The sequence below is a fragment of the Pseudomonas lini genome, assembly GCF_030812475.1.
Lineage (GTDB): Bacteria > Pseudomonadota > Gammaproteobacteria > Pseudomonadales > Pseudomonadaceae > Aquipseudomonas > Aquipseudomonas lini_A.
Window position 1 is genome coordinate 235,177 of sequence record NZ_JAUSSR010000009.1, and the last position, 19,745, is coordinate 254,921.

Sequence of the window (19,745 nt, forward strand, 5' to 3'; positions counted from 1 at the left end):
TTTTGCGATGGACTTCTCCCTCAATGAAGAGCAGCAGATGCTCGCTGACCTGGTTGCCCGCTTTGTCGAACGCCAATGCGATTTCGAGGCGCGCCGCGTCTCGGCTGCGAGCGATCGGGGCTGGTCCGAGGACAACTGGACGGCGCTCGCTGAAACCGGCCTGTTAGCCCTCGCTCTCGATGAGCAGTATGGTGGTCTCGGCGCTGGAGCCGAAGAAATGCTGGTGGTGATGGAAGCATTTGGTCGGGGGCTCGTTCTGGAGCCCTATCTGGCCAGCGCGCTGGTCGGCGCCCCGCTGCTGCAGCGGGTTGGCAGCGCGCAGCACAAAGAGCATTTGTTGCCGAAGTTGGCCACTGGCGAACTTCGCATCAGCCTGGCAACGCTGGAGCCGCAGAGTCGATTCGACTTGTTCGATGTGTCGTGCATTGCTCGCGAAACTCAAGACGGTTTCCGTCTGGAAGGGCGCAAGAGCGTGGTATCGCACGGTGATTCTGCTGATTGGCTGATCGTTTCCGCGAGGACCTGCGGCGCGCAAACTGACCGTCATGGCATAAGTCTGTTTCTGATTGATGCGAACTCGCCCGGCGTCATCGTGCGTAGTTTTGCAGGGCTCGATGGGCAACGTGTCGCGGAGGTGCAGTTTGATGGCGTCAACGTGGCTAGAGATGCCTTGCTGGGACCGATGCATGAGGCGTTGGAAGATCTGGAGTGGGCCGTGGACCGTGCCTGCTTCGCCTTGTGTGCCGAAGCCGTAGGATGTATGGATCGCTTGATTGAACTGACAGTCGAGTATCTGCAGACCCGCAAGCAGTTTGGCAAGCCGATCGGCACCTTCCAGGTGTTGCAGCACCGGGTTGCTGAAATGCTCGGGTTGAGCGAACAGGCACGGTCCATCACCCACTACGCTGCGGCCAATCTAAATGGTGAGCACGATGATCGAGCACGCGCGGTCTCAGCCGCCAAGACCCTGGTCGGACGCGCTGGCCGTTTGATCGGACAACATGCCACGCAGTTGCACGGCGGCATGGGCATGACCGATGAACTCGCGGCGGGCTGGTTCTTCAAGCGTTTGACCGTGATTGATATGACATGGGGCGACAGCGACCACTACGTCGAACGTTATGGCACATTGATGTAGGGCAAACCTGCAGGAATTAATCCGATTCAGCACCAAAACCCAGGGCCGCATTGCGGCCCTGGCTCGTGGTGGTCCAAGCGAAAGCAGGCTCGCTAGCGGAGCATCGCCAGGGTGCCTGTCGGTGTGTTGCAGGTATAGGGATGGAGGTGGCAAGCCTCGGCACGAGCTCGAAGCTCAGCCTGGCGGCTTTCGATAACGAAATGCGCGCAAACGATGAGGGCGAACATGAACAGCGAAACACTTACGGGCAAGGATAGTTTCATGTCGTTCATACCTGCTTTTAGCAGTGTTATTGGAATTAGTAGCGCCTGGCCCTCTGTCGAGATGCGTGGTCTCTGGGAGTACATCTCAGGCGCTGGCTTGATTTTGCCACAGTGCTCAGAAAAACTGAACGCTGTTTGTAAATATAAATAGCAGCTGTGCGACGGTTTGCCAGTGGAATAGGACGAGTGGTTCAAACAGGTGCTCGGATCATAGGGACGAACGTTTGACAATGCGTCCAACGTTATTCATCATTGTGAATGTCGTTCGTATATTTGCGAGGTTGCGATGAAGGTTCTTGTAGCTGTGAAACGTGTGGTCGACTACAACGTGAAGGTTCGAGTCAAACCGGATAACTCTGGTGTCGACCTTGCTAACGTCAAAATGTCGTTGAACCCTTTTTGCGAAATCGCTGTAGAAGAAGCCGTACGCCTGAAAGAAAAAGGCGTTGCGACTGAAATCGTCGTCGTCTCCGTAGGCCCGTCCACCGCTCAAGAGCAACTGCGCACCGCGCTGGCTCTGGGTGCCGACCGTGCCATCCTCGTCGAATCCGCCGAAGATCTGACTTCCCTGGCTGTTGCCAAACTGTTGAAAGCGGTCGCCGACAAGGAACAGCCTCATCTGGTGATCCTTGGCAAACAAGCCATCGACAGCGATAACAACCAGACTGGCCAGATGCTCGCGGCTCTGAGCGGCTACGGTCAGGGCACGTTCGCCTCGAAAGTCGAGATCAGCGGCGACAGCGTTGCCGTGACGCGCGAAGTCGACGGCGGCGCGCAGACGGTTTCCCTGAAACTGCCGGCCGTCGTCACCACCGACCTGCGTTTGAACGAGCCGCGTTATGCGTCCCTGCCAAACATCATGAAAGCCAAGAAGAAGCCTCTCGAAGTAGTGACTGCGGACGCTTTGGGCGTTTCCACCGCCTCCACCAACAAGACCGTGAAAGTCGAAGCGCCTGCTGCACGCAGCGCGGGTATCAAGGTCAAGTCGGTGGCTGAACTGGTCGAGAAACTGAAAAACGAAGCGAAGGTGCTTTGAGTTAAGGAGCCGAATCATGACTATCTTGGTAATCGCTGAACACGACAACAAAGTGCTGGCTCCGGCCACGCTGAACACTGTGGCGGCCGCTGTCAAAATTGGCGGTGATATCCACGTTCTGGTTGCAGGTCAGGCCGCTGGCGCCGTGGCTGAAGCCGCTGCGAAAATCGCAGGCGTGGCTAAAGTGCTGGTGGCCGATAATGCCGCCTACGCGCATCAACTGCCGGAAAACGTCGCGCCCCTGGTGGCCGAGCTGGGCAAGGGCTACAGCCACATCCTGGCTGCCGCCACGTCCAACGGCAAAAACATCCTGCCACGCGTTGCCGCTGTACTGGACGTTGACCAGATCTCCGAGATCATCTCGGTCGAAAGCGCTGACACCTTCAAGCGCCCGATCTATGCCGGTAACGCCATTGCTACCGTTCAGTCGAACGCTGCAGTGAAAGTGATCACCGTCCGTGCTACCGGTTTCGACCCGGTGGCTGCTGAAGGTGGATCTGCTTCGGTTGAAGCCGTTGGCGCTGCACACGACGCTGGCATCTCCAGCTTCGTTGGCGAAGAGCTGGCCAAGTCCGATCGTCCGGAACTGACCGCTGCCAAGATCGTCGTTTCCGGCGGCCGCGGCATGCAGAACGGCGACAACTTCAAACACCTGTACGCCCTGGCCGACAAGCTGGGCGCGGCGGTCGGCGCTTCCCGCGCCGCAGTCGACGCAGGTTTCGTCCCCAACGACATGCAGGTCGGTCAGACCGGCAAGATCGTTGCTCCACAGCTGTACATCGCGGTCGGTATCTCCGGCGCGATCCAGCACCTGGCCGGCATGAAAGACTCCAAGGTGATCGTTGCGATCAACAAGGACGAAGAAGCGCCGATCTTCCAGGTGGCCGATTACGGCCTGGTGGCGGATCTGTTTGAGGCTGTACCGGAATTGACTGGCAGTCTAACCTGACGCTAACGGTCGTCGCAGGTCCGGCACAACGCGGCGACCTCTACATGAGCGGCAGGTGCAGGTCCGTCGCCTGACTGCCGACTCTGGTCCATCAGGATACGAGATAATAATGAAAACACTCGGTGAGTTGCTGGAACGCAACGCTAGCCTGTTTCCGCACCAGGAAGCGGTCGTTTACGATGACCGTCGCATCACCTATTCGCAACTGCTCGATCGTGCTCGCAGGTTGTCATCCGCCTTGTACGCTCGCGGTATGCGGCATCAGGATCGCGTTGCGATCCTGGCAATGAATTGCAATGAATATTTTGATGTGTACGCGGCCTGTCAGCTGACGGGCTATATCTGTGCCACGGTGAACTTCCGTCTGGCAGGACCTGAAATCGAATACATCCTCCAGGACAGCGCCCCTCGGGTACTGGTTTTCGAGGATCAGTACAGCGATGTGATCGATGCCCTGCGTCCGCAGTTGAAGTCGGTCGAGCACTACCTGTGCATCGGAAACTGCCCCCCTTGGGCGCAGCCCTACGAGGAGGCTCTTTCGGTAGCGCAAAGCGTTGGCGCTCCGATGCGAGCGGTACCCGATGATATCGTGCATCTGGTCTACACCAGCGGCACCACTGGGCGACCCAAGGGCGCAGCGCGCAGCCAGCGAGGCGATCTTGCCCTGGCGCAAAACCAGGCCGCCGTCATGGACATTCGCATCAACGGGCGTGTGCTGGTGATGATGCCCATGTTCCATGCCGGCGGGCTGTCGATGATGCTCTCGGAGTTCTGGAATGCAGGCTGCGTGATCCTGCATCGTAAATTCGAACCCCGCGAAGTGCTGCGCACCATTGAGCGAGAGCGCGTGGTCACCGTGCACATGGCCCCGACCATCGTGCAGCAGGTATTGGAGCTCCCCGATATCCGCGACTACGACCTGTCGAGCCTGGAAACCATCCTGTATGCCGCCGCGCCCATGCCGGTCGCAGTCTTGCGACGCGGGGTGGAATTATTGGGGCCCATATTCGTCAACTCCTGGGGCATGACCGAGACCAGCGGTACGGTGTTGCCCCGGCATCTGCACAAGCTGGAGGGAAGCGAGGAAGACTTGCGCCGTCTTGGCTCGATCGGGCAGGCCATGACCTACTGTGACATCCGTATCGTGGATGACGACGAGCAGGACTGCCCTGACGGAACACCTGGTGAGATCTGGATCCGCTCACCCGCCAACCTGGCTTATTACTGGAACAACAATGCCGCCACGCTCGAAGCGCTGCGTGATGGGTGGTTACGCACCGGTGACATGGCGTGGCGCGACGATCAAGGATTCCTGTATCTGGTCGACCGCAAGAAGGACATGATCATTTCCGGCGGTGAAAACATCTATTGCCAGGAGGTCGAGCAGGCGCTCATGTTTCATCCGAATGTCAGCGACGTGGCGGTTATCGGTGTACCACACGAGAAGTGGGGCGAAACCGTCAAGGCAGTCGTGGTGCTGAAGGCGGATGCCGAGTTGTCCGCTGAACAGTTGATCGACTATTCAGGAACACGGATTGCGCGCTATAAGCGCCCGACCAGCGTGGACTTCGTGACCGAACTGCCGCGCCTTCCAAGCGGCAAGGTCAATAAAATCGCGCTTCGTCAGATGTTTTCCGCCCAGGCGCCGGCTTGATACCGGGATTGCATCACAGCGCAAGCGAGTAGCGCTTTTGCGCAGGGCGCGATTTCAAATCGCAGAACGTGGGGGCGCTGCAATGGGCCTGCCCGCTGGGTAGTGTTCGAGCATGAAATCGACGAACGCGTGTACCTTGCGTGACGCTCTGCGCCCCTGCGGGTAGAGCATTTCCATGGTTGGGGCGTCCGTTACCCAATCCGTCAGGATCTGGCAGAGCGCCCCGCTGCGCAGGTGCTCCTCCAGATAAAACCCCATGCCTTGCATGACGCCTTGACCACTCAGCGCTGCTTCTATCTGGATGCAGCCTTGTGTGATCGACAGGTTGCTTGGCAGGTCCAGCGTCTTGCGATGACCATGCTGCTCAAACGACCAGGGATGCATCCGGCCGGTGCGTGTGTCCCGGTAGCTGATGCAGTCATGGGCGCGCAGGTCTTCCGGAACCTGTGGCACCTGACGTGTCGCAAGGTAGCGGGGCGAAGCAACCGTGAGCAGGGGCGTGTGACCAAGCGGACGCGCGATCATGCTCGAGTCGCCCAGGGGACCGAGCCTGATGATCACGTCATGCTGGCTTTCGACCGTATCGTAGAGCTGCTCGGAGTCGGAGAAGTCCAGCTGGATGTCCGGGTAACGCTGGCGAAACGCGTCAAGCATGGGAACGACCAGGTATTGGCCAATGATACTTGGGGCGTCTACACGCAGCCTTCCGCGAGGCTGGACTTGCGAACCGCAGAGCAGGGACTCTACGTCGGCGAGCTCATCAAGCAGATGCCGGCAATGCGAATAGTAGATCGAGCCTTCGTCGGTCAGGTTGATGCGGCGTGTGGTGCGATTGAGAAGGCGCACGCCCAAGGCGCGCTCAAGGTTGCTCAAATGGGTGGAGACCATCGACGGCGATAGGCTCAGCGCCGTCGCTGCGGTACTGAGACTGCCATGGTCCACCACCGCCATGAAGACCTCCATGCTGCGTAGCTTGTCCACGTTCATCTCCAACGAAGCAGAACGCCCTGGATCCCGAAGGGCGATAGCATGTTACAGCGATTGACCCAGTATGCGGCCAATAATCGAGAACTCGTCGGACAGGGAATCCGGAATGCTGAACGCCCCCACGTCCCCGATCCGCTGAAAATGCTCGGCCAGGCCCTCGGCTGTTGCCGGCTTGTCTCGCGGACCGGCCCAACCGTCCGTCACGCCGATGAAGGCGCGCGCATATCGACCGAGGGCCGCCGAATAGATTGCGCGAGTGCTGGTACAGGATTCGCTCGCGAGATAGACCGCAAGCGGTGTGACAAACTCGGGTAAGTAGGAACTGCCCAGTTTTTCGCCCAAGGACGCATATTGGGCAGTAAACGCAGCCAACTGTTCGGGGTCCATCGCGGCCTCCATGCGACTGGTGGCGACGGGAAGCAGCGCGTTGCACAGCACGCCGTGGTCCTTGCCTTCGAGTGATAACACGTTCATCACGCCCAAAAGTCCGGCCTTGGCGGCGGCATACGCCGCCTGCTTGGGATTTCCGAAAGCGGCCGCCCCGGAGGACATGAACACGATTCGGCCGTAGCCTTGCTGCTTCATGATCCTGTAGGCAGGTTGGGTGACGTAAATGGCGCCTTTGAGGTGCACATCCAAAAGCGAATCGAGGGTTTCATCATCGATGTCTTCGAACGACGCGTTGCGCAAGTGACCGGCGTTGTTGATGACGATGTCGACCTTGCCGAAGTTTTCCAATGCTGTTCGCACGATACTTTCGCCACCGGCGCGGCTGCTGACGGAATTATAATTGGCGGCAGCTTTGCCGCCGGCCGCGCGGATGGCGTCCACTACCTCATCCGCCATCCCATGGGAACTGCCTTGACCGTCGAACCGACCGCCCAAGTCATTCACCACCACTGCAGCTCCTCTGGCGGCGAGTTCCAAGGCGTAGGTGCGACCCAGGCCACCGCCTGCACCGGTGACAATGGCGACGCGGTGAGTAAAATCTATGTCAGTCATGTGTGGCCTCGCTTTGTTTTTGTTATCGGGGGGCACTCGCACGCTCGCGTCAGCGTGATGTCGGGGGGAGCCGGATCACCAGCCCATCCAGCTGCGGCGTGACGATGATCTGACAACTGAGCCGACTGCTTTCGGTGACGTCGGCCGCGCAGGTGAGCATGTCGTTTTCATAGGGCTCGGCAACGGGAATATGCTGCGCCCATTCTCGTTCGACATAGCCGTGGCAGGTCGCGCAGCTGCAACTGCCGCCGCAGTCCCCGAGAATGCCGGGAACCTGATGGTTGACAGCGACCTGCATGACCGACAGGCCGAGCGGTGCATCGATGCGCTGTTCGCTGCCGTCCGGCTGGATGAAGATGATCGTTGGCATGGGTAACCTCGCGGGGGAAATGTCAGGGGTGGGTCAGCAAGTCTTTGACAGGGATGCCCTCGTCAGCCAGGCGACACGGGTCGACACGGATCCGTTCGCTGATCAGCCGCTTGGCCAACATGAATTCGGGCGCGCGATTGACCGTATCGACCGCCAGCAGGTAACCGTCTTTCAAGTAGAAGGCGGCAAAGCATTCGCTTTCAGTCGTCCCGCGCATCACCAACTGGTCATAGCCTTGGGACAGACCGACCATTTTCAACTTCAGATGGTATTGGTCGGACCAGAACCACGGAACGGACACATAGGCTTTGGGTTTGCCGCAGACTGACGCAGCGACGCAACGCGCCTGCTCCAGGGCATTCGGCACCGACTCCAGTCGCAGTCGTCGCCCAAAAAAGCGATTGGGGTGGTTGGTGCAGTCACCGGCGGCATAGATGTCAGGGTCGCTGGTTTGGCCGAACTCGTCGACCAGGATGCCGTTGTCTACCGCCAGGCCGGCGTCTGAGGCCAGCTCGACATTGGGGACAAGACCGATACCGACCACGACGAGATCAGCCTCAAACCAGCTGCCGTCGACGGACACCACCGCGGTGATGGCATTACCGGACGGATCCAGTTGGACGTCCTCCACTTGAGTGTCAGTGCGAATCTCGACGCCCGCGTTTCGATGTCGCGCGGCGTAGAAAGCCGACAGTTCGGGGGCAGTGACCCGAGCCAGCACGCGCGGCAGGGCTTCCAGGATCGTGACGTTCAGCCCGCGCTCTATTGCCACGGCAGCCACCTCGAGGCCAACGTAGCCGCCGCCAATGATCACCAGGCGCTTGCCAGGTTTGAACTGCTCGCGCATGCGATCGACATCCGCGAGCGTGCGCAGGTAATGGAAGTTATCCGGGGTCCTTTGTTGAATTCGCGGCACTGGCAGCGGGCGAGGTCTTCCTCCCGTGGCCAGGATGAGGCGGTCATAGTGCGCTGTCCTGCCATCGGCCAGGTGGACCCTGGAGCCGGCGCGATCGATGGTGTTGACCCTTACCCCACCGATGAACTCGATGTTCGCGCTTTCAAAGACTGCCATTGGCTTTATCAGCAGGCTTTGAGCAGTGACGGTGCCTGCCAGGTAAGCTTTCGATAACGGCGGACGATGATAGGGGAGGGACCCCTCTTCACCGATGACAGAAATTCGGCCTCGCCAGCCGTTGTCTCGCATATGGGTTGCCAATTCACCGGCGGCGTGCCCTGCGCCCACGATGATGGCAGTGCCTGAAAGTACTTCGCTCATATCGACACCTTTGATCGACGACTTGATCCACGTATGTGGCTTTGTGACTTATTCGAAACCCGCCCATCGCGTCGCTCGAGTCACGACAAAGTATGCCGCTTGAACAGCGCGGCATTATTCAATTTCATTGAAAGATGTTGTTGGTTTATGTGGGTTTATCCCACTACGGCGGTTGCCTAGAGTGGCGAAAAGCACGCTCCGGCTTTCGAGCGCGGATATCGTGCGGTAGCTGACTATGGACACGCCGGAGATTTGTAGTGATGAGCAGAGTGCAGCCAATCGAGCCGTTTGATGATCCGTCTTTCGATCCATTCATGGAGGATGCACTGGTATTTGGCGATCACCCGGATCCGTATCCAAGACTCGCGCAGCTGAGGCGAGAGGCCAGTGTTCATCCGGGAGACTATCGAGTGATGATGGGGCTTGCGCCGGACATCACCAGCCCTGCCCAGGTTCAGCATTATTGCGTCTTCGGCTACGATGAGGTGGCGCAAGTGCTTGGGGATCCCAAGACTTTTACCAACCATAGCTACACCTACAATTTGGGTATCAGCTTCGGGCGCAGCATCTCCACCATGGACGTCCCCGAGCACCCGCGTTTCCGAAGAATTTTTCAGAAAGCATTCATGCCGCAGACGGTCGCAGCATGGGGCGACAATCTGGTCGATCCAGTGGTTCACGAACTGATGGCCAAGTTTGTCGATCGGGGCGAGGCCGATCTGGTTCAGGATTTCACCCTGCATTTTCCCTTTCAGATCATCTACCGCCAGTTGGCGCTACCGCCGGAAGATGTCGCCCTCTTCCACAAGATGGCCATCGCCCAGACGGTCGTCGCCGTGGATGTTGCCCATGGCACCGAGGCCTCACGCAAGCTGGGTACCTATTTCGAAAATCTTGTAGCCGAACGTCGGCGCAATCCGGGTGACGACCTTGTCAGTCACTTGGCCCAGGCGGAAGTAGACGGCGAATACTTGCCCGAAGAAGTGCTCATTTCCTTCCTCCGTCAGTTGGTCAATGCGGCAGGCGATACGACTTACCGTGCCACCAGTGTGTTACTCAGTGCGTTGCTGCATCATCCAGAACAGCTCGCTGCAGTCCGTGAGGATCGCTCCCTGATACCTCAGGCCATTGAAGAGGCCCTGCGCTGGGACGGCCCTGTGCTGATGCAATCTCGATACGCGAGCAAGGCTGTCACGCTGGGTTCAGTGGACATTGCCCAAGGCGCCTTCATCGACGTCGTCGCAGGCTCCGCCAACCGCGACGAGACGAAATTCCCCGAGCCGGACAAGTTCGACATTTTTCGCAAGCCGCAGCACCGGCATTTTGCTTTCGCCTTCGGTCCACATGTGTGCATCGGACAGCACTTGGCGCGGGTGGAGATGACCCGGGCACTCAATGCCATCCTCGACCGATTGCCCAACCTGCGCCTGGACCCGGATAAGCCGGCGCCGCAGATGAGTGGGACCATGATGCGCGTACCGCATTCGATCCACGTGAAGTTCGGTTGAGCATCCTCTCCGTCAGTCGTGCTGCCTGGCACTCGTCGGTGCAGCAAAACGAGCCCAATCAAATATGAGCGATTTTGACTACATCATTGTCGGAGCAGGTTCCGCTGGGTGTGTCCTGGCCGATCGACTGTCCGCCAGTGGACGACACAGCGTGCTGCTGATAGAGGCAGGGCCCGACGACCGTAATCCCCTCGTGCGGATGCCCAGAGGCTTTGGCAAGCTGCTGAGCGACCCCAACCACGCTTGGCACCATCCCGTTACCGTGGATCCTGCGAGTGGGCGCCGCGAGGAAATATGGGCGCGCGGAAAGATGTTGGGCGGCTCCAGTGCCATCAACGGCATGGTCTATATGCGGGGGCATCCCGCGGACTATGACGAATGGGCGGCCAATGGGGCGATCGGGTGGGGCTGGGAGACCATGGCCAAGGCGTTTCGCAGCATTGAAAGTCACGCCTTGGGCGCGTCTGCGCTCCGGGGGGTTGAAGGCCCGCTCAAGGTCACTCCTTATCCTCGGCGCACAGGCGTGGGCGATGCCGTGATCCAAGCCTGTGAAACCCTGGGCTTGAAACGCAAGGAAGATATCAATGAGCTGGACCACGAAGGGGTTGCCTACCTCACCTATACGCTGTCGCGTGGTGTGAGGCAGAGCGCTGCACAAGCCTTTCTGAAGCCTGCGCGCAAACGGCGCAATCTCAAAGTCATGACCGATACCCAGGTGCAGAGGGTGCTTTTCGACGGGCGTAGGGCGATCGGCGTGAGTGCCCGCGAAGGCACCGCTGACCCCGGCATTCACCGCGCGCGGCGAGAGGTCATTCTGTGTGCAGGAGCGCTGGAGTCGCCGCGTTTGCTGCAGTTGTCCGGAATAGGCAACCGAGCCTTGCTCGAGCAACTGGGCATTGCGGTCATCGCCCATAGCCCGAACGTCGGGCAGAACATGCGTGAGCACCTTCTGTGCTATCTGCAACTCCGGCTACACGATTGGCAAGAGAGCCAGAACCGCGAGTTTTCCGGCGCCCGATTGTTCAAGAACGCCGTTCAATACGCGCTCACCCGCAGTGGAGTCATGGCGCTCGGCCCCTTTCCGGTGGGTGGGTTCTTCAAAACTCATCCGGGCCTGGAGCGGCCGGATGCGCAGTTGATGATGGCCCCCTATTCGATGGATTTTGGCGCGCCAACCTATCGTTGCGAACCCGACCCGGGCATGCAGCTTTTTTCCTATCCATTGCGTCCACGCAGCCAGGGCAGCGTGACGATCGAATCTGCTGATCCCGCTCGGCCTGCCCGTATCGTCACCAACTATCTGGCCGATGAATACGATCGGCAGGTCTCGATCGGGGCCTTTCGCTTCATGCGCAGGATTGTGCTCAGCGCACCCATGAGCCAACTGGTGAAGGTCGAAACCTATCCGGGCTCGCAGGTGCAGACCGACGATCAGATCCTTGATGAGTTCCGCCAGCGAGGGCAATCCGGTTATCACGCCTGTGGAACCTGTGCGATGGGGGCGCGCGACGACTCGGTGCTGGATCCCAGGCTACGGGTTCGGGGTGTAGAAGGGCTGCGAGTCATGGACCTGTCGGTTATCCCGACGATGGTCTCCGGCAATACCAATGGGCCGATGATGGCCATGGCATGGCGAGCCGCGCAATTGATCCTTGAAGATGCTCAATGATTCCTCGGTTACCAGGATTCCGGTCACCACTCAACCCGTCGTAAATTGGAGAGGTAGACATGCAGCAGAACCTCGATCCGCGCGCGCAGGCGATCGTGCAGCGCGCACTGGACAATGCCACCGGCAATGGCGGTGAGGTCGGTCTACAGGTAGCGGCCTATCTGGATGGAAAACTGATCGTCGATGCCTGGAGTGGTATCGCAGACCCACAAGACCTGCGCCCCGTAGACGGCGACACGCTGTTCAACGTCTACTCGGTCACCAAGGCTGTCGCGGCGACGGCACTGCACATTCTGGCAGAGCGGGGGCACATCGACTATGACGCGCCGGTAAGCCGTTACTGGCCGGAGTACGGAGCAAAGGGCAAAGCGGCGACCACGGTGCGCCATGTGCTCACTCACCGCGCCTGCGTGCCACAGATGCCGAGGGAGGTGACGCCGCAGCGGATGTGTGATTGGGATTGGATGACCCGCGCCATTGCCGACCTTGAGCCACTGGCGGAGCCTGGTACCAAAACGCTCTACCTCTCCATGACGTTTGGCTGGATCGTCGGCGAGCTGGTGCGTCGTGTAGACCCCGGTCGTCGCTCGCTGGGTCAGTTCGTGCGCGAGGAGATCGCCGAACCTCTGGGCGTCCGCGACCTGTGGATCGGCCTGCCCGACGCCCTTGAGCACCGCGTTGCGAAGCAGATCGATGCCATGCTCGTCACGCCGCCCGAACACCTGCCGCCCCTGTTCCTGGCGTCCATGCCGCCGCAGGTTGCGCTCGTGCCGCAAGTCTTCGAGCGAGCGGACGTGCGCCGGGCTGAGGTCGCCGGGGTCGGCGGCATTTTCACCGCCCGTTCGCAGGCGCGTTTCTGGGCATTGCTGGCTAACGGCGGGGAGCTGGACGGCGTGCGCTTGTTGTCGGCGCAGCGTGTGGCGGCAATGAGTGCACCGCGTGCCAACAGCGCGGAACCCGACGCTGTGATGTTCGGTTTTCCAATTCCGATCACCGAGGGTGGCTTTTGGCTCGGGGGCGATCATCCGCCTGTCGGCTGCGTGCAAAACCACAGAGCCATTTGTCACCCAGGGCAGGGTAACTCGATTGGCTGGGCCGATCCTGACCTGAACCTGGCGGTGGCGATTTGTCACAACCGTCTGTTCAATCCCGCGTCAATCGACCTGGACCCGCTTTACCCGATAGCCCAGTCCATTCGTCAGGCGGCGGACATGCTTCGCTCCGGTTGAAGGGGCCTCGTTGATACCCGCCCCCCCATAACCTGACAACAACATCCGTGGAGGCTGTAATGAATGCATCTGCTACCTGGACCGTGCCCGAACATGTCCCCAGCGACCGTATCGTCGATTTCGATTTTATGAACCCTCCCAATGTGACTGCCGATGTTCACCTGGCCTGGAAGGCGCTGCACAACGGTCCCGACATCGTCTGGTCGCCCTACAACGGTGGGCATTGGATTGCCACTCGCGCCGACGATATCGAAGTCATACAGAAAGACCATCAGCGCTTTTCGCATGCACGGGTGAACATCCCTCCGGGACAGGATCCTGCGCTGGTGCCGCTGGAGCTCGATCCGCCGGAGCACAGTGCTTATCGTGCGCTCATTACGCCTGCATTTCTGCCCCAAGCCATCGCTGCAATGGAAGGCGATATACGGCTGTTGACGGTTGAACTGATCGAGGGGTTTGCGGGCAAGGGCGAGTGTGAGTTCATCGTTGAGTTTGCCAAGATGCTGCCGATCGTGATTTTTCTGCGACTGGTTGACCTGCCCCAGGAGGACCGGCTGCAACTGCTGGAAATGACCGAGCTGGCTGTGCGAGGCACCGTCGAAGAGCGCCATCGGTCCCAACAGATGCTGGCGGGTTATATCGGCAAATGGATCGAGAACCGACGCCACAACCCCGGAACCGACCTGATCAGTCTGATCGTCAATGCCAAGGTCGATGGAGAGCCCATTGCGCCGCAGCGCATGTTCGGGTTGCTGGTGGTGGTGATATTCGGTGGGCTGGATACGGTGGCGGCCATGATGGGTTTTGTTTGCCGTTACCTGGCCGAGCATTCTGCCGAGCGCAGGCGCCTGGTCGAACAGCCCGAGCTCATACTGACGGCGGTGGACGAGTTGATCAGGCGGCACGGCGTGACCAACACGGCGCGTGTAGTGGTCGAGGATATGCATCTCAATGGTGTTTACCTTAAGCGCGGCGACTCTATACAGGTGCCAAACGCACTGTTTGGTCTTGATGAGCGGCGATTCAGCGATCCCATGGCCATCGATTTCGAGCGCAAGCCGGTGTTGCACGGGGCTTTCGGAAATGGTCCTCACCGCTGCCCCGGCTCATTTCTGGCTCGGATGGAAATCAAGGTTTTCCTCCAGGAGTGGCTCAAGCGTATACCGGACTTCGAACTCGTTGCAGAAGATCCACCTCGCTGCGCCTCAGGCATGGTCAACGGCTTGCTTCATCTTCCGTTGCGCTGGAAAATCGCCTGACAGCGATTGATGTGCTCTCGGTTGCCGGATGGCACCTCGCGGCCGCGGGCCGCGAACAATCTCAGGGCAGGGTCTGCATCGACCGATGCCAGACCTGTGAGGCCCTTCTTACATTGTCTCAAGCTTCAATCCCGTTCCATTTTTCCACATCTGTCAGCCCTCATCTTCGGTGTTGCAGTGCGTTGACACTCAATCTCGCGCCGTTTATAGTCTTGAACATCGTTCATAAAATGATAGAGCGCTTCAGTCGCTCTTCAAACAAGAATAATAAGCCAAAGGCAGCATTACAGAGGCTGCCGGTGAAGGAGGTTTGTAATGACCGCTCGAGAATCGGCACCCAAAACCGTACGGCCTGACTTCGTCCCCCGTGAAGGTTATTTGTCAAAGGAATACGTTCAGCTGGAGAAGGAGCGGATGTGGCCCAAGGTCTGGCAAGTGGCCTGCCGCCTCGAGGAGATTCCCAGTGTGGGGGATTACGTCACTTTCGACGTGATCGACGAGTCCATCATCGTCACGCGTCTCACCGGTGACAAGATCAAGGCCTACTATAACGTCTGCCAGCACCGGGGGCGTCGCCTCACCAGTGGTTGCGGGCATGCCGCCAAGTTCCACTGTAGCTACCATGGTTGGCAGTGGAACCTTGACGGCAGCGTGTTGCGTATCCTTGATGAGCAGGATTGGGCCGGTTGCCCGAACATGACTCATGAAGAGCTGGCACTCAAGGAAGTGCTGGTGGATACCTGGGGTGGCTTCGTGTTCATCAACATGGACCCCAATGCCGAGCCGCTGGCCAAGTATCTGGCACCGGTTCCCGAGATTACCGATTGCTACGAATTCGAGAACATGCGCTACCGCTGGTACAAGTCGGTGCGCCTGCCGTGCAACTGGAAAGTCGCACTCGAGGCCTTCAACGAGGGCTATCACGTCGCCGCGACTCATCCGCAAATTCTCGATACCCAGGGCGACGACGTCACCCGTAGCTTTGCTTTCGGCAAGCACGGCATGTTCGACTACTCGACTGCCACCCGTCTGCCAGGCACGCCGTCCCCGCGCACGGGTAAACCCATTCCGGATGATATCCGTCCGGGGATGGTGAAGTTCTACCAGATCATGGAAGACCAGCTGAAGGCAATCTTCACCGATCGGGACAACGAGGCCACCAAGCGGCTGTTGACGGAAGTGGAGCCGACTCAGGATCAGATGCTGGTGCTGAGCAAGGCGATGCAGTTTCAGGTCGAAGCCGCCATCGCCGACGGGGCCGGTTGGCCGAATATCTCGATGGAACAGATGATGCGCGCCGGCACCGACTGGCACGTCTTCCCCAACCTGGTGTTCCTGCTCTATCCGGACGGCGCCCTGTTCTATCGTGCCCGTCCCGATGGCGCCAACCCCGACTCTTGCATCTATGACATTTGGTCACTCAAGCGTTATGCACCCGGCAAGGAACCCAAGCTCGAGCGCGAGTTCTATCACGGCGTCGATGATTGGAAAAAGGATACGGTCAAGAATTTCGGCCTGATCCTCAGCCAGGACTTCCAGAACATGGGGCAGGTGCAGATGGGCATGAAGTCTCGTGGCTTCGACGGCTCACGGACAAACCCACTGCAGGAATCGTCGATCTCCAATTTCCACCGTGAACTTCAGGAATACATCTACGGCACGGAGTCCGCGCAATGAGTCAATGGGACGAGTCCTACGACCTGGTCATCATCGGCAGTGGTGGCGGCTCGATGTGCGCGGCACTCAAGGCCAAGGAGTTGGGTAAGCGTGCGCTGATTATCGAGAAGCTGGATAAGGTCGGTGGCTCAACTGGCTATTCGGGCGGGGTCTGGTGGCTGCCAAACAACCCGGTCATGAAACGCCACGGCGTGGAGGATTCCTACGAGCGCGCTCGGCAATACTTCGACAGCGTGGTGACCTACGAGGGTCCTTCCACCAGCGTCAAACGCCGTGATGCTTTTTTGCACATGAGCCCTCTGATCGTCGACTTTCTTGAGCGCAAGGGCATGGCGTTCGAGTACGCCGATGGTTGGAGCGATTACTACGATGACCGCCCGGGCGGTGAGCCACGTGGACGCTCGCTGGTGGCCAAGTTGTTCGATATTCGAGAGCTGGGCGAATGGGAAGGGCGTCTGTCGCGCTACCGTGGCGCGCCGATCCCGGCCAATTCCAACGAGTTCCCAACATTGTTCCTGCTCAAGCGGACCTGGGCGGGCAAGCGCAAGGCCATGCAGCTGGGCTGGCGCATGCTCAAGCAAAAGCTGCGTGGCCAGACCGTCCTGGGCGGTGGTGCAGCCATTCAGGGACGCATGTTGCAGATCGCACTGCGCGAACAACTGCCGATCTGGACCGACTCGCCTGTCGAGGAATTGATCGTGGAACAAGGCCGGGTGGTGGGCGTAACGGTTCGTCAGGGTGACCGTGTACGGCGCATCCAGGCGCATGACGCCGTGCTGATCAATACCGGTGGCTTTTCGCACAATGCAGAGATGCGCAAACGCTACCAGCCACAACCAGCCTCCGCCGACTGGACCAATGCGAACCCGGGTGATACCGGCGAAGTGATTGAAGCCGCCATGCGTCTTGGCGCCGCCACCGATTGCATGGACGAAGCCTGGTGGGTGGTGACGTCTCTCGGCCCGGGTCTGACGTTCCCCGAAGGCGCGCGCACACCGGCGGGTGAACCTTTACCTTTTATGCATCACCTGGATTTGTCGTTGCCTTATTCGATCATGGTCGATCAGGACGGCCAGCGATTCTGCAATGAAGCGGGGTCCTACATGGAAATCGGCCAGCGTATGTACAAGCGCCAGGCCGAAACCGGTAAGGCCGTGCCCAGCTGGGTGGTGATGGACAGTCGCCAGCGCGAATTCTACCCCTGGGGAACGGCGATGCCTGGCAAGGTGCCGCAGCAGTGGCTGGACAGTGGCTACATGATCAAGGCCGAGACGCTTGAGGAACTGTCGAAAAAGTGCGGTATCGATACCCGCGGGCTACTCACGACCGTACAGCGTTTCAACGGGTTTTGTGCCAGCGGCAAGGATGAAGACTTTGCACGCGGCGGTAAGGCATTCGACCGCAGTCACGGTGACCCGACCATCCAGCCAAACCCCAACCTGGGCGCCATCGAAAAGGGGCCGTTCTATGCGGTCCGCATGTACCCGGGTGATGTCGGCACTGCCGGCGGGCTGGTTACCGATGAGTACGCTCGGGTATTGCGCGAAGACGGCCAGCCCATCAGTGGGCTGTACGCCACGGGCAACGCCACCGCTGGGGTCAGCGGGCGTATGTATCCGGGAGCCGGCACCAGTATCGCCGCATCCTTCATCTTCGGTTACATCGCTGCTGCGCACTCGGCGGGGCAGGACAAGATCTGGTGAGTCAACAACTCAGCCTTTGATTCGGTTCCAATGGAGAATTAAAAAATGACAGCCGCAATCCCGGACGGCGAGATCCTTGTAGGCATCTACCGGCGCATGACTCGGATCAAACAGAATGATGAGCGTTTTCGTGCGGTGTTGAAGTCCGGCAAGCTGGTCATGCCGTACTACTCGCCACGCGGGCAGGAAGTCATCCCTTCGGCAGTGTCGGCGTGCCTGGACGATGAGGATTACATCTGCACTATCTATCGTGGTGTGCATGACATGATCGCCAAAGGCATCCCGCTCAATGACCTCTGGGCTGAATTCGGCGGTCGCGCCACGGGTACCTGCAAGGGTAAGGGTGGGCCGATGCACGTGACCCATCCGGGAACGGGCGTGATGGTCACCACCGGCATCGTCGGTAGTTCGATGCCAATTGCCAACGGCTTGGCGCTCGCCGCGCAGATCCGTGGTGAGAAGCGTGTCAGCGTGGCTTATTTCGGTGACGGCGCGAGCAACATCGGCGCCTTCCACGAAGCGCTGAACATGGCCTCGGTGTGGAAGCTGCCAGTGATCTTCGTCTGCCAGAACAATGGCTACGGCGAGCATACCAAATATGCCAACTCTACCGCCGTGGCCAACATTGCCCAGCGCGCGGCTTCCTATTCCATGCCGGGCATCACCGTGGACGGCAACGATCCCGTTGCCACCTACCTTGCGGCGCGCGAAGCCGTCGATCGGGCGCGCCAGGGTCTCGGTCCATCACTGATCGAGGCCAAAACCTTTCGGTTCCATGGACATGTCTTCGGTGATGCCGATGCCTACATGGACAAGGGCGAAAAGGATGCGTGGATGGCCAAGGACCCGGTACCGCTTTTCCGCAACTGGCTGATCAAGACCGGCCTTGCCAGTGAAGACCAGTTGGCGACCCTGGAAGCCGCCATCGAGCTCGAAATCGACGAGGCTGTCGAGTTCACTTTGAACAGCCCCTACCCGGATCTTGCGGAACTGCATCGCGATATCTACAAGGATGAGGTGAACGTATGAACCTGCCAGCCAAGATCAACACTATCCAGGCAATCAATCAGGCGCTCGACGACGCGATGGCGGCGGACGTCAATGTCATTGTGCTCGGCGAGGATGTCGGCGACAGGGAAGAAGGCGGCATTGTCGGGGTCACCCGGGGCCTGTCCAGCAAGTATGGCGACGCGAGGGTGCGTTCCACGCCGATCTCAGAGCAGGCAATCATCGGCGCAGCCATTGGCGCGGCGATCGTTGGCATGCGGCCAGTCGCTGAAATCATGCTGATGAACTTCACCACCGTGGCCATGGACATGATCGTCAACCACGCTGCGAAGCTGCGCTTCATGTCGGGCGGGCAAACGCATGTGCCAATGGTCATCCGCACCATGACCGGTGCAGGCTTTGGTACGGGCGGGCAACATGCGGATTACCTGGAAGCATGGTTCGCCCATACGGCTGGCATCAAGGTGGTTGCGCCCTCCAGTCCGGCTGACGCGTACGGTTTGATGCTCTCCGCCATCGAAGACGACGACCCGGTGTTGTTCATCGAAAACATGCCGACCTATTGGACGCCGGGGCCTGCCCCCGAGCGCGGGGTAAAAATCCCCTTGGGCAAGGCCAGCATTCTGCGCGAAGGCACCGACGTCACCTTGATCAGTTACAGCCGGCGAGTGTTGGACTGCTGCGCGGTTGCCGAGAAGCTCGCTGCCGAGGGCATTTCGGCCGAGGTGATCGACCTGCGGACCATCTCGCCGCTGGACACCGAAACCTTCCTCGCCTCTGTAGCGAAGACCGGGCGGGCAGTCATTGTTCATGAAGCAGTCAAACCGTTTGGCGTCGGTGCAGAAATTGCCTCGCTCATCTACGAATCGCTTTACGGCCAGCTCAAGGGGCCCGTGCAGCGTGTCGGTTCCAACTACGCCCCGGTGCCGTTCTCCAAACCTCTGGAAGACGCACACGTTCCCAGCCTCGAGCAGATCGAAGTGGCCGTCCGTGCAACGTTTAAATGAAGCAACTTAA

General features: G+C 59.5%; 16 protein-coding genes. 12 read left to right on the forward strand and 4 right to left on the reverse strand.

The annotated features are described in order from the left end of the window. Nucleotides 1–7 precede the first annotated feature (7 nt). The 4 genes from J2W17_RS18910 (at nucleotide 8) to J2W17_RS18925 (ending at nucleotide 5,040) form a co-directional block, all read left to right on the forward strand. Nucleotides 8–1,138: an acyl-CoA dehydrogenase family protein gene (locus tag J2W17_RS18910; RefSeq protein ID WP_307337416.1), complete on the forward strand. Its 1,131-nt coding sequence runs from the start codon at nucleotides 8–10 to the stop codon at nucleotides 1,136–1,138. A 549-nt stretch (nucleotides 1,139–1,687) separates the two neighbouring features. Continuing rightward, entirely contained in the window at nucleotides 1,688–2,437 is a 750-nt protein-coding gene (locus J2W17_RS18915; RefSeq protein WP_307337419.1) for an electron transfer flavoprotein subunit beta/FixA family protein, read from the forward strand. Nucleotides 2,438–2,453: 16 nt separating this feature from the next. Further along, nucleotides 2,454–3,386, forward strand: coding sequence for an electron transfer flavoprotein subunit alpha/FixB family protein (locus tag J2W17_RS18920; protein WP_307337423.1), 933 nt, complete (start codon nucleotides 2,454–2,456; stop codon nucleotides 3,384–3,386). Nucleotides 3,387–3,495: 109 nt separating this feature from the next. Beyond that, complete coding sequence (locus J2W17_RS18925) at nucleotides 3,496–5,040, forward strand: class I adenylate-forming enzyme family protein (RefSeq protein WP_307337426.1); 1,545 nt, start codon at nucleotides 3,496–3,498, stop codon at nucleotides 5,038–5,040. A gap of 54 nt (nucleotides 5,041–5,094) precedes the next feature. On the opposite strand, the gene J2W17_RS18930 is transcribed toward J2W17_RS18925, so the two are convergent. Genes J2W17_RS18930 through J2W17_RS18945 form a run of 4 tightly spaced genes read right to left on the reverse strand, consistent with a single transcriptional unit; the run spans nucleotide 5,095 to nucleotide 8,675 of the window. Continuing rightward, nucleotides 5,095–6,021: a LysR family transcriptional regulator gene (locus J2W17_RS18930; RefSeq protein WP_307337429.1), complete on the reverse strand. Its 927-nt coding sequence runs from the start codon at nucleotides 6,019–6,021 to the stop codon at nucleotides 5,095–5,097. A gap of 51 nt (nucleotides 6,022–6,072) precedes the next feature. After that, nucleotides 6,073–7,029: an SDR family NAD(P)-dependent oxidoreductase gene (locus J2W17_RS18935; protein ID WP_307337432.1), complete on the reverse strand. Its 957-nt coding sequence runs from the start codon at nucleotides 7,027–7,029 to the stop codon at nucleotides 6,073–6,075. 49 nt (nucleotides 7,030–7,078) lie between these two features. Continuing rightward, nucleotides 7,079–7,399 carry a 2Fe-2S iron-sulfur cluster-binding protein gene (locus tag J2W17_RS18940; protein WP_307337435.1) on the reverse strand — a complete coding sequence of 107 codons (321 nt, stop codon included), beginning with the start codon at nucleotides 7,397–7,399 and terminating at the stop codon, nucleotides 7,079–7,081. 22 nt (nucleotides 7,400–7,421) lie between these two features. After that, entirely contained in the window at nucleotides 7,422–8,675 is a 1,254-nt protein-coding gene (locus J2W17_RS18945) for an NAD(P)/FAD-dependent oxidoreductase (RefSeq protein ID WP_307337438.1), read from the reverse strand. Between the two features lie 260 nt (nucleotides 8,676–8,935). Here J2W17_RS18945 and J2W17_RS18950 point away from each other — a divergent pair, with 260 nt between their 5' ends. The 8 genes from J2W17_RS18950 (at nucleotide 8,936) to J2W17_RS18985 (ending at nucleotide 19,735) form a co-directional block, all read left to right on the forward strand. Beyond that, nucleotides 8,936–10,183 (forward strand): cytochrome P450, encoded by a 1,248-nt coding sequence (locus J2W17_RS18950; protein WP_307337441.1) that lies wholly within the window; start codon nucleotides 8,936–8,938, stop codon nucleotides 10,181–10,183. A 64-nt stretch (nucleotides 10,184–10,247) separates the two neighbouring features. Then, the gene (locus tag J2W17_RS18955) at nucleotides 10,248–11,852 is read left to right on the forward strand and encodes a GMC family oxidoreductase (RefSeq protein WP_307337444.1); all 1,605 of its coding nucleotides are present in this window, start codon (nucleotides 10,248–10,250) and stop codon (nucleotides 11,850–11,852) included. Nucleotides 11,853–11,911: 59 nt separating this feature from the next. Next, nucleotides 11,912–13,081 (forward strand): serine hydrolase domain-containing protein, encoded by a 1,170-nt coding sequence (locus tag J2W17_RS18960; RefSeq protein ID WP_307337446.1) that lies wholly within the window; start codon nucleotides 11,912–11,914, stop codon nucleotides 13,079–13,081. 59 nt (nucleotides 13,082–13,140) lie between these two features. Beyond that, nucleotides 13,141–14,340, forward strand: coding sequence for a cytochrome P450 (locus J2W17_RS18965; RefSeq protein WP_307337449.1), 1,200 nt, complete (start codon nucleotides 13,141–13,143; stop codon nucleotides 14,338–14,340). Nucleotides 14,341–14,655: 315 nt separating this feature from the next. After that, nucleotides 14,656–16,017, forward strand: a complete 1,362-nt coding sequence (locus J2W17_RS18970) for an aromatic ring-hydroxylating oxygenase subunit alpha (protein ID WP_307337452.1) — start codon at nucleotides 14,656–14,658, stop codon at nucleotides 16,015–16,017. Then, nucleotides 16,014–17,720, forward strand: a complete 1,707-nt coding sequence (locus J2W17_RS18975) for an FAD-dependent oxidoreductase (protein WP_307337455.1) — start codon at nucleotides 16,014–16,016, stop codon at nucleotides 17,718–17,720. The genes J2W17_RS18970 and J2W17_RS18975 overlap by 4 nt, the downstream gene beginning before the upstream one ends. 45 nt (nucleotides 17,721–17,765) lie before the next feature. Beyond that, entirely contained in the window at nucleotides 17,766–18,749 is a 984-nt protein-coding gene (locus J2W17_RS18980; protein ID WP_307337458.1) for a thiamine pyrophosphate-dependent dehydrogenase E1 component subunit alpha, read from the forward strand. Continuing rightward, a complete protein-coding gene (locus J2W17_RS18985; RefSeq protein ID WP_307337462.1) occupies nucleotides 18,746–19,735 on the forward strand; it encodes an alpha-ketoacid dehydrogenase subunit beta in 990 nt (329 codons plus the stop codon). The genes J2W17_RS18980 and J2W17_RS18985 overlap by 4 nt, the downstream gene beginning before the upstream one ends. The last annotated feature ends 10 nt before the right edge of the window (nucleotides 19,736–19,745 follow it).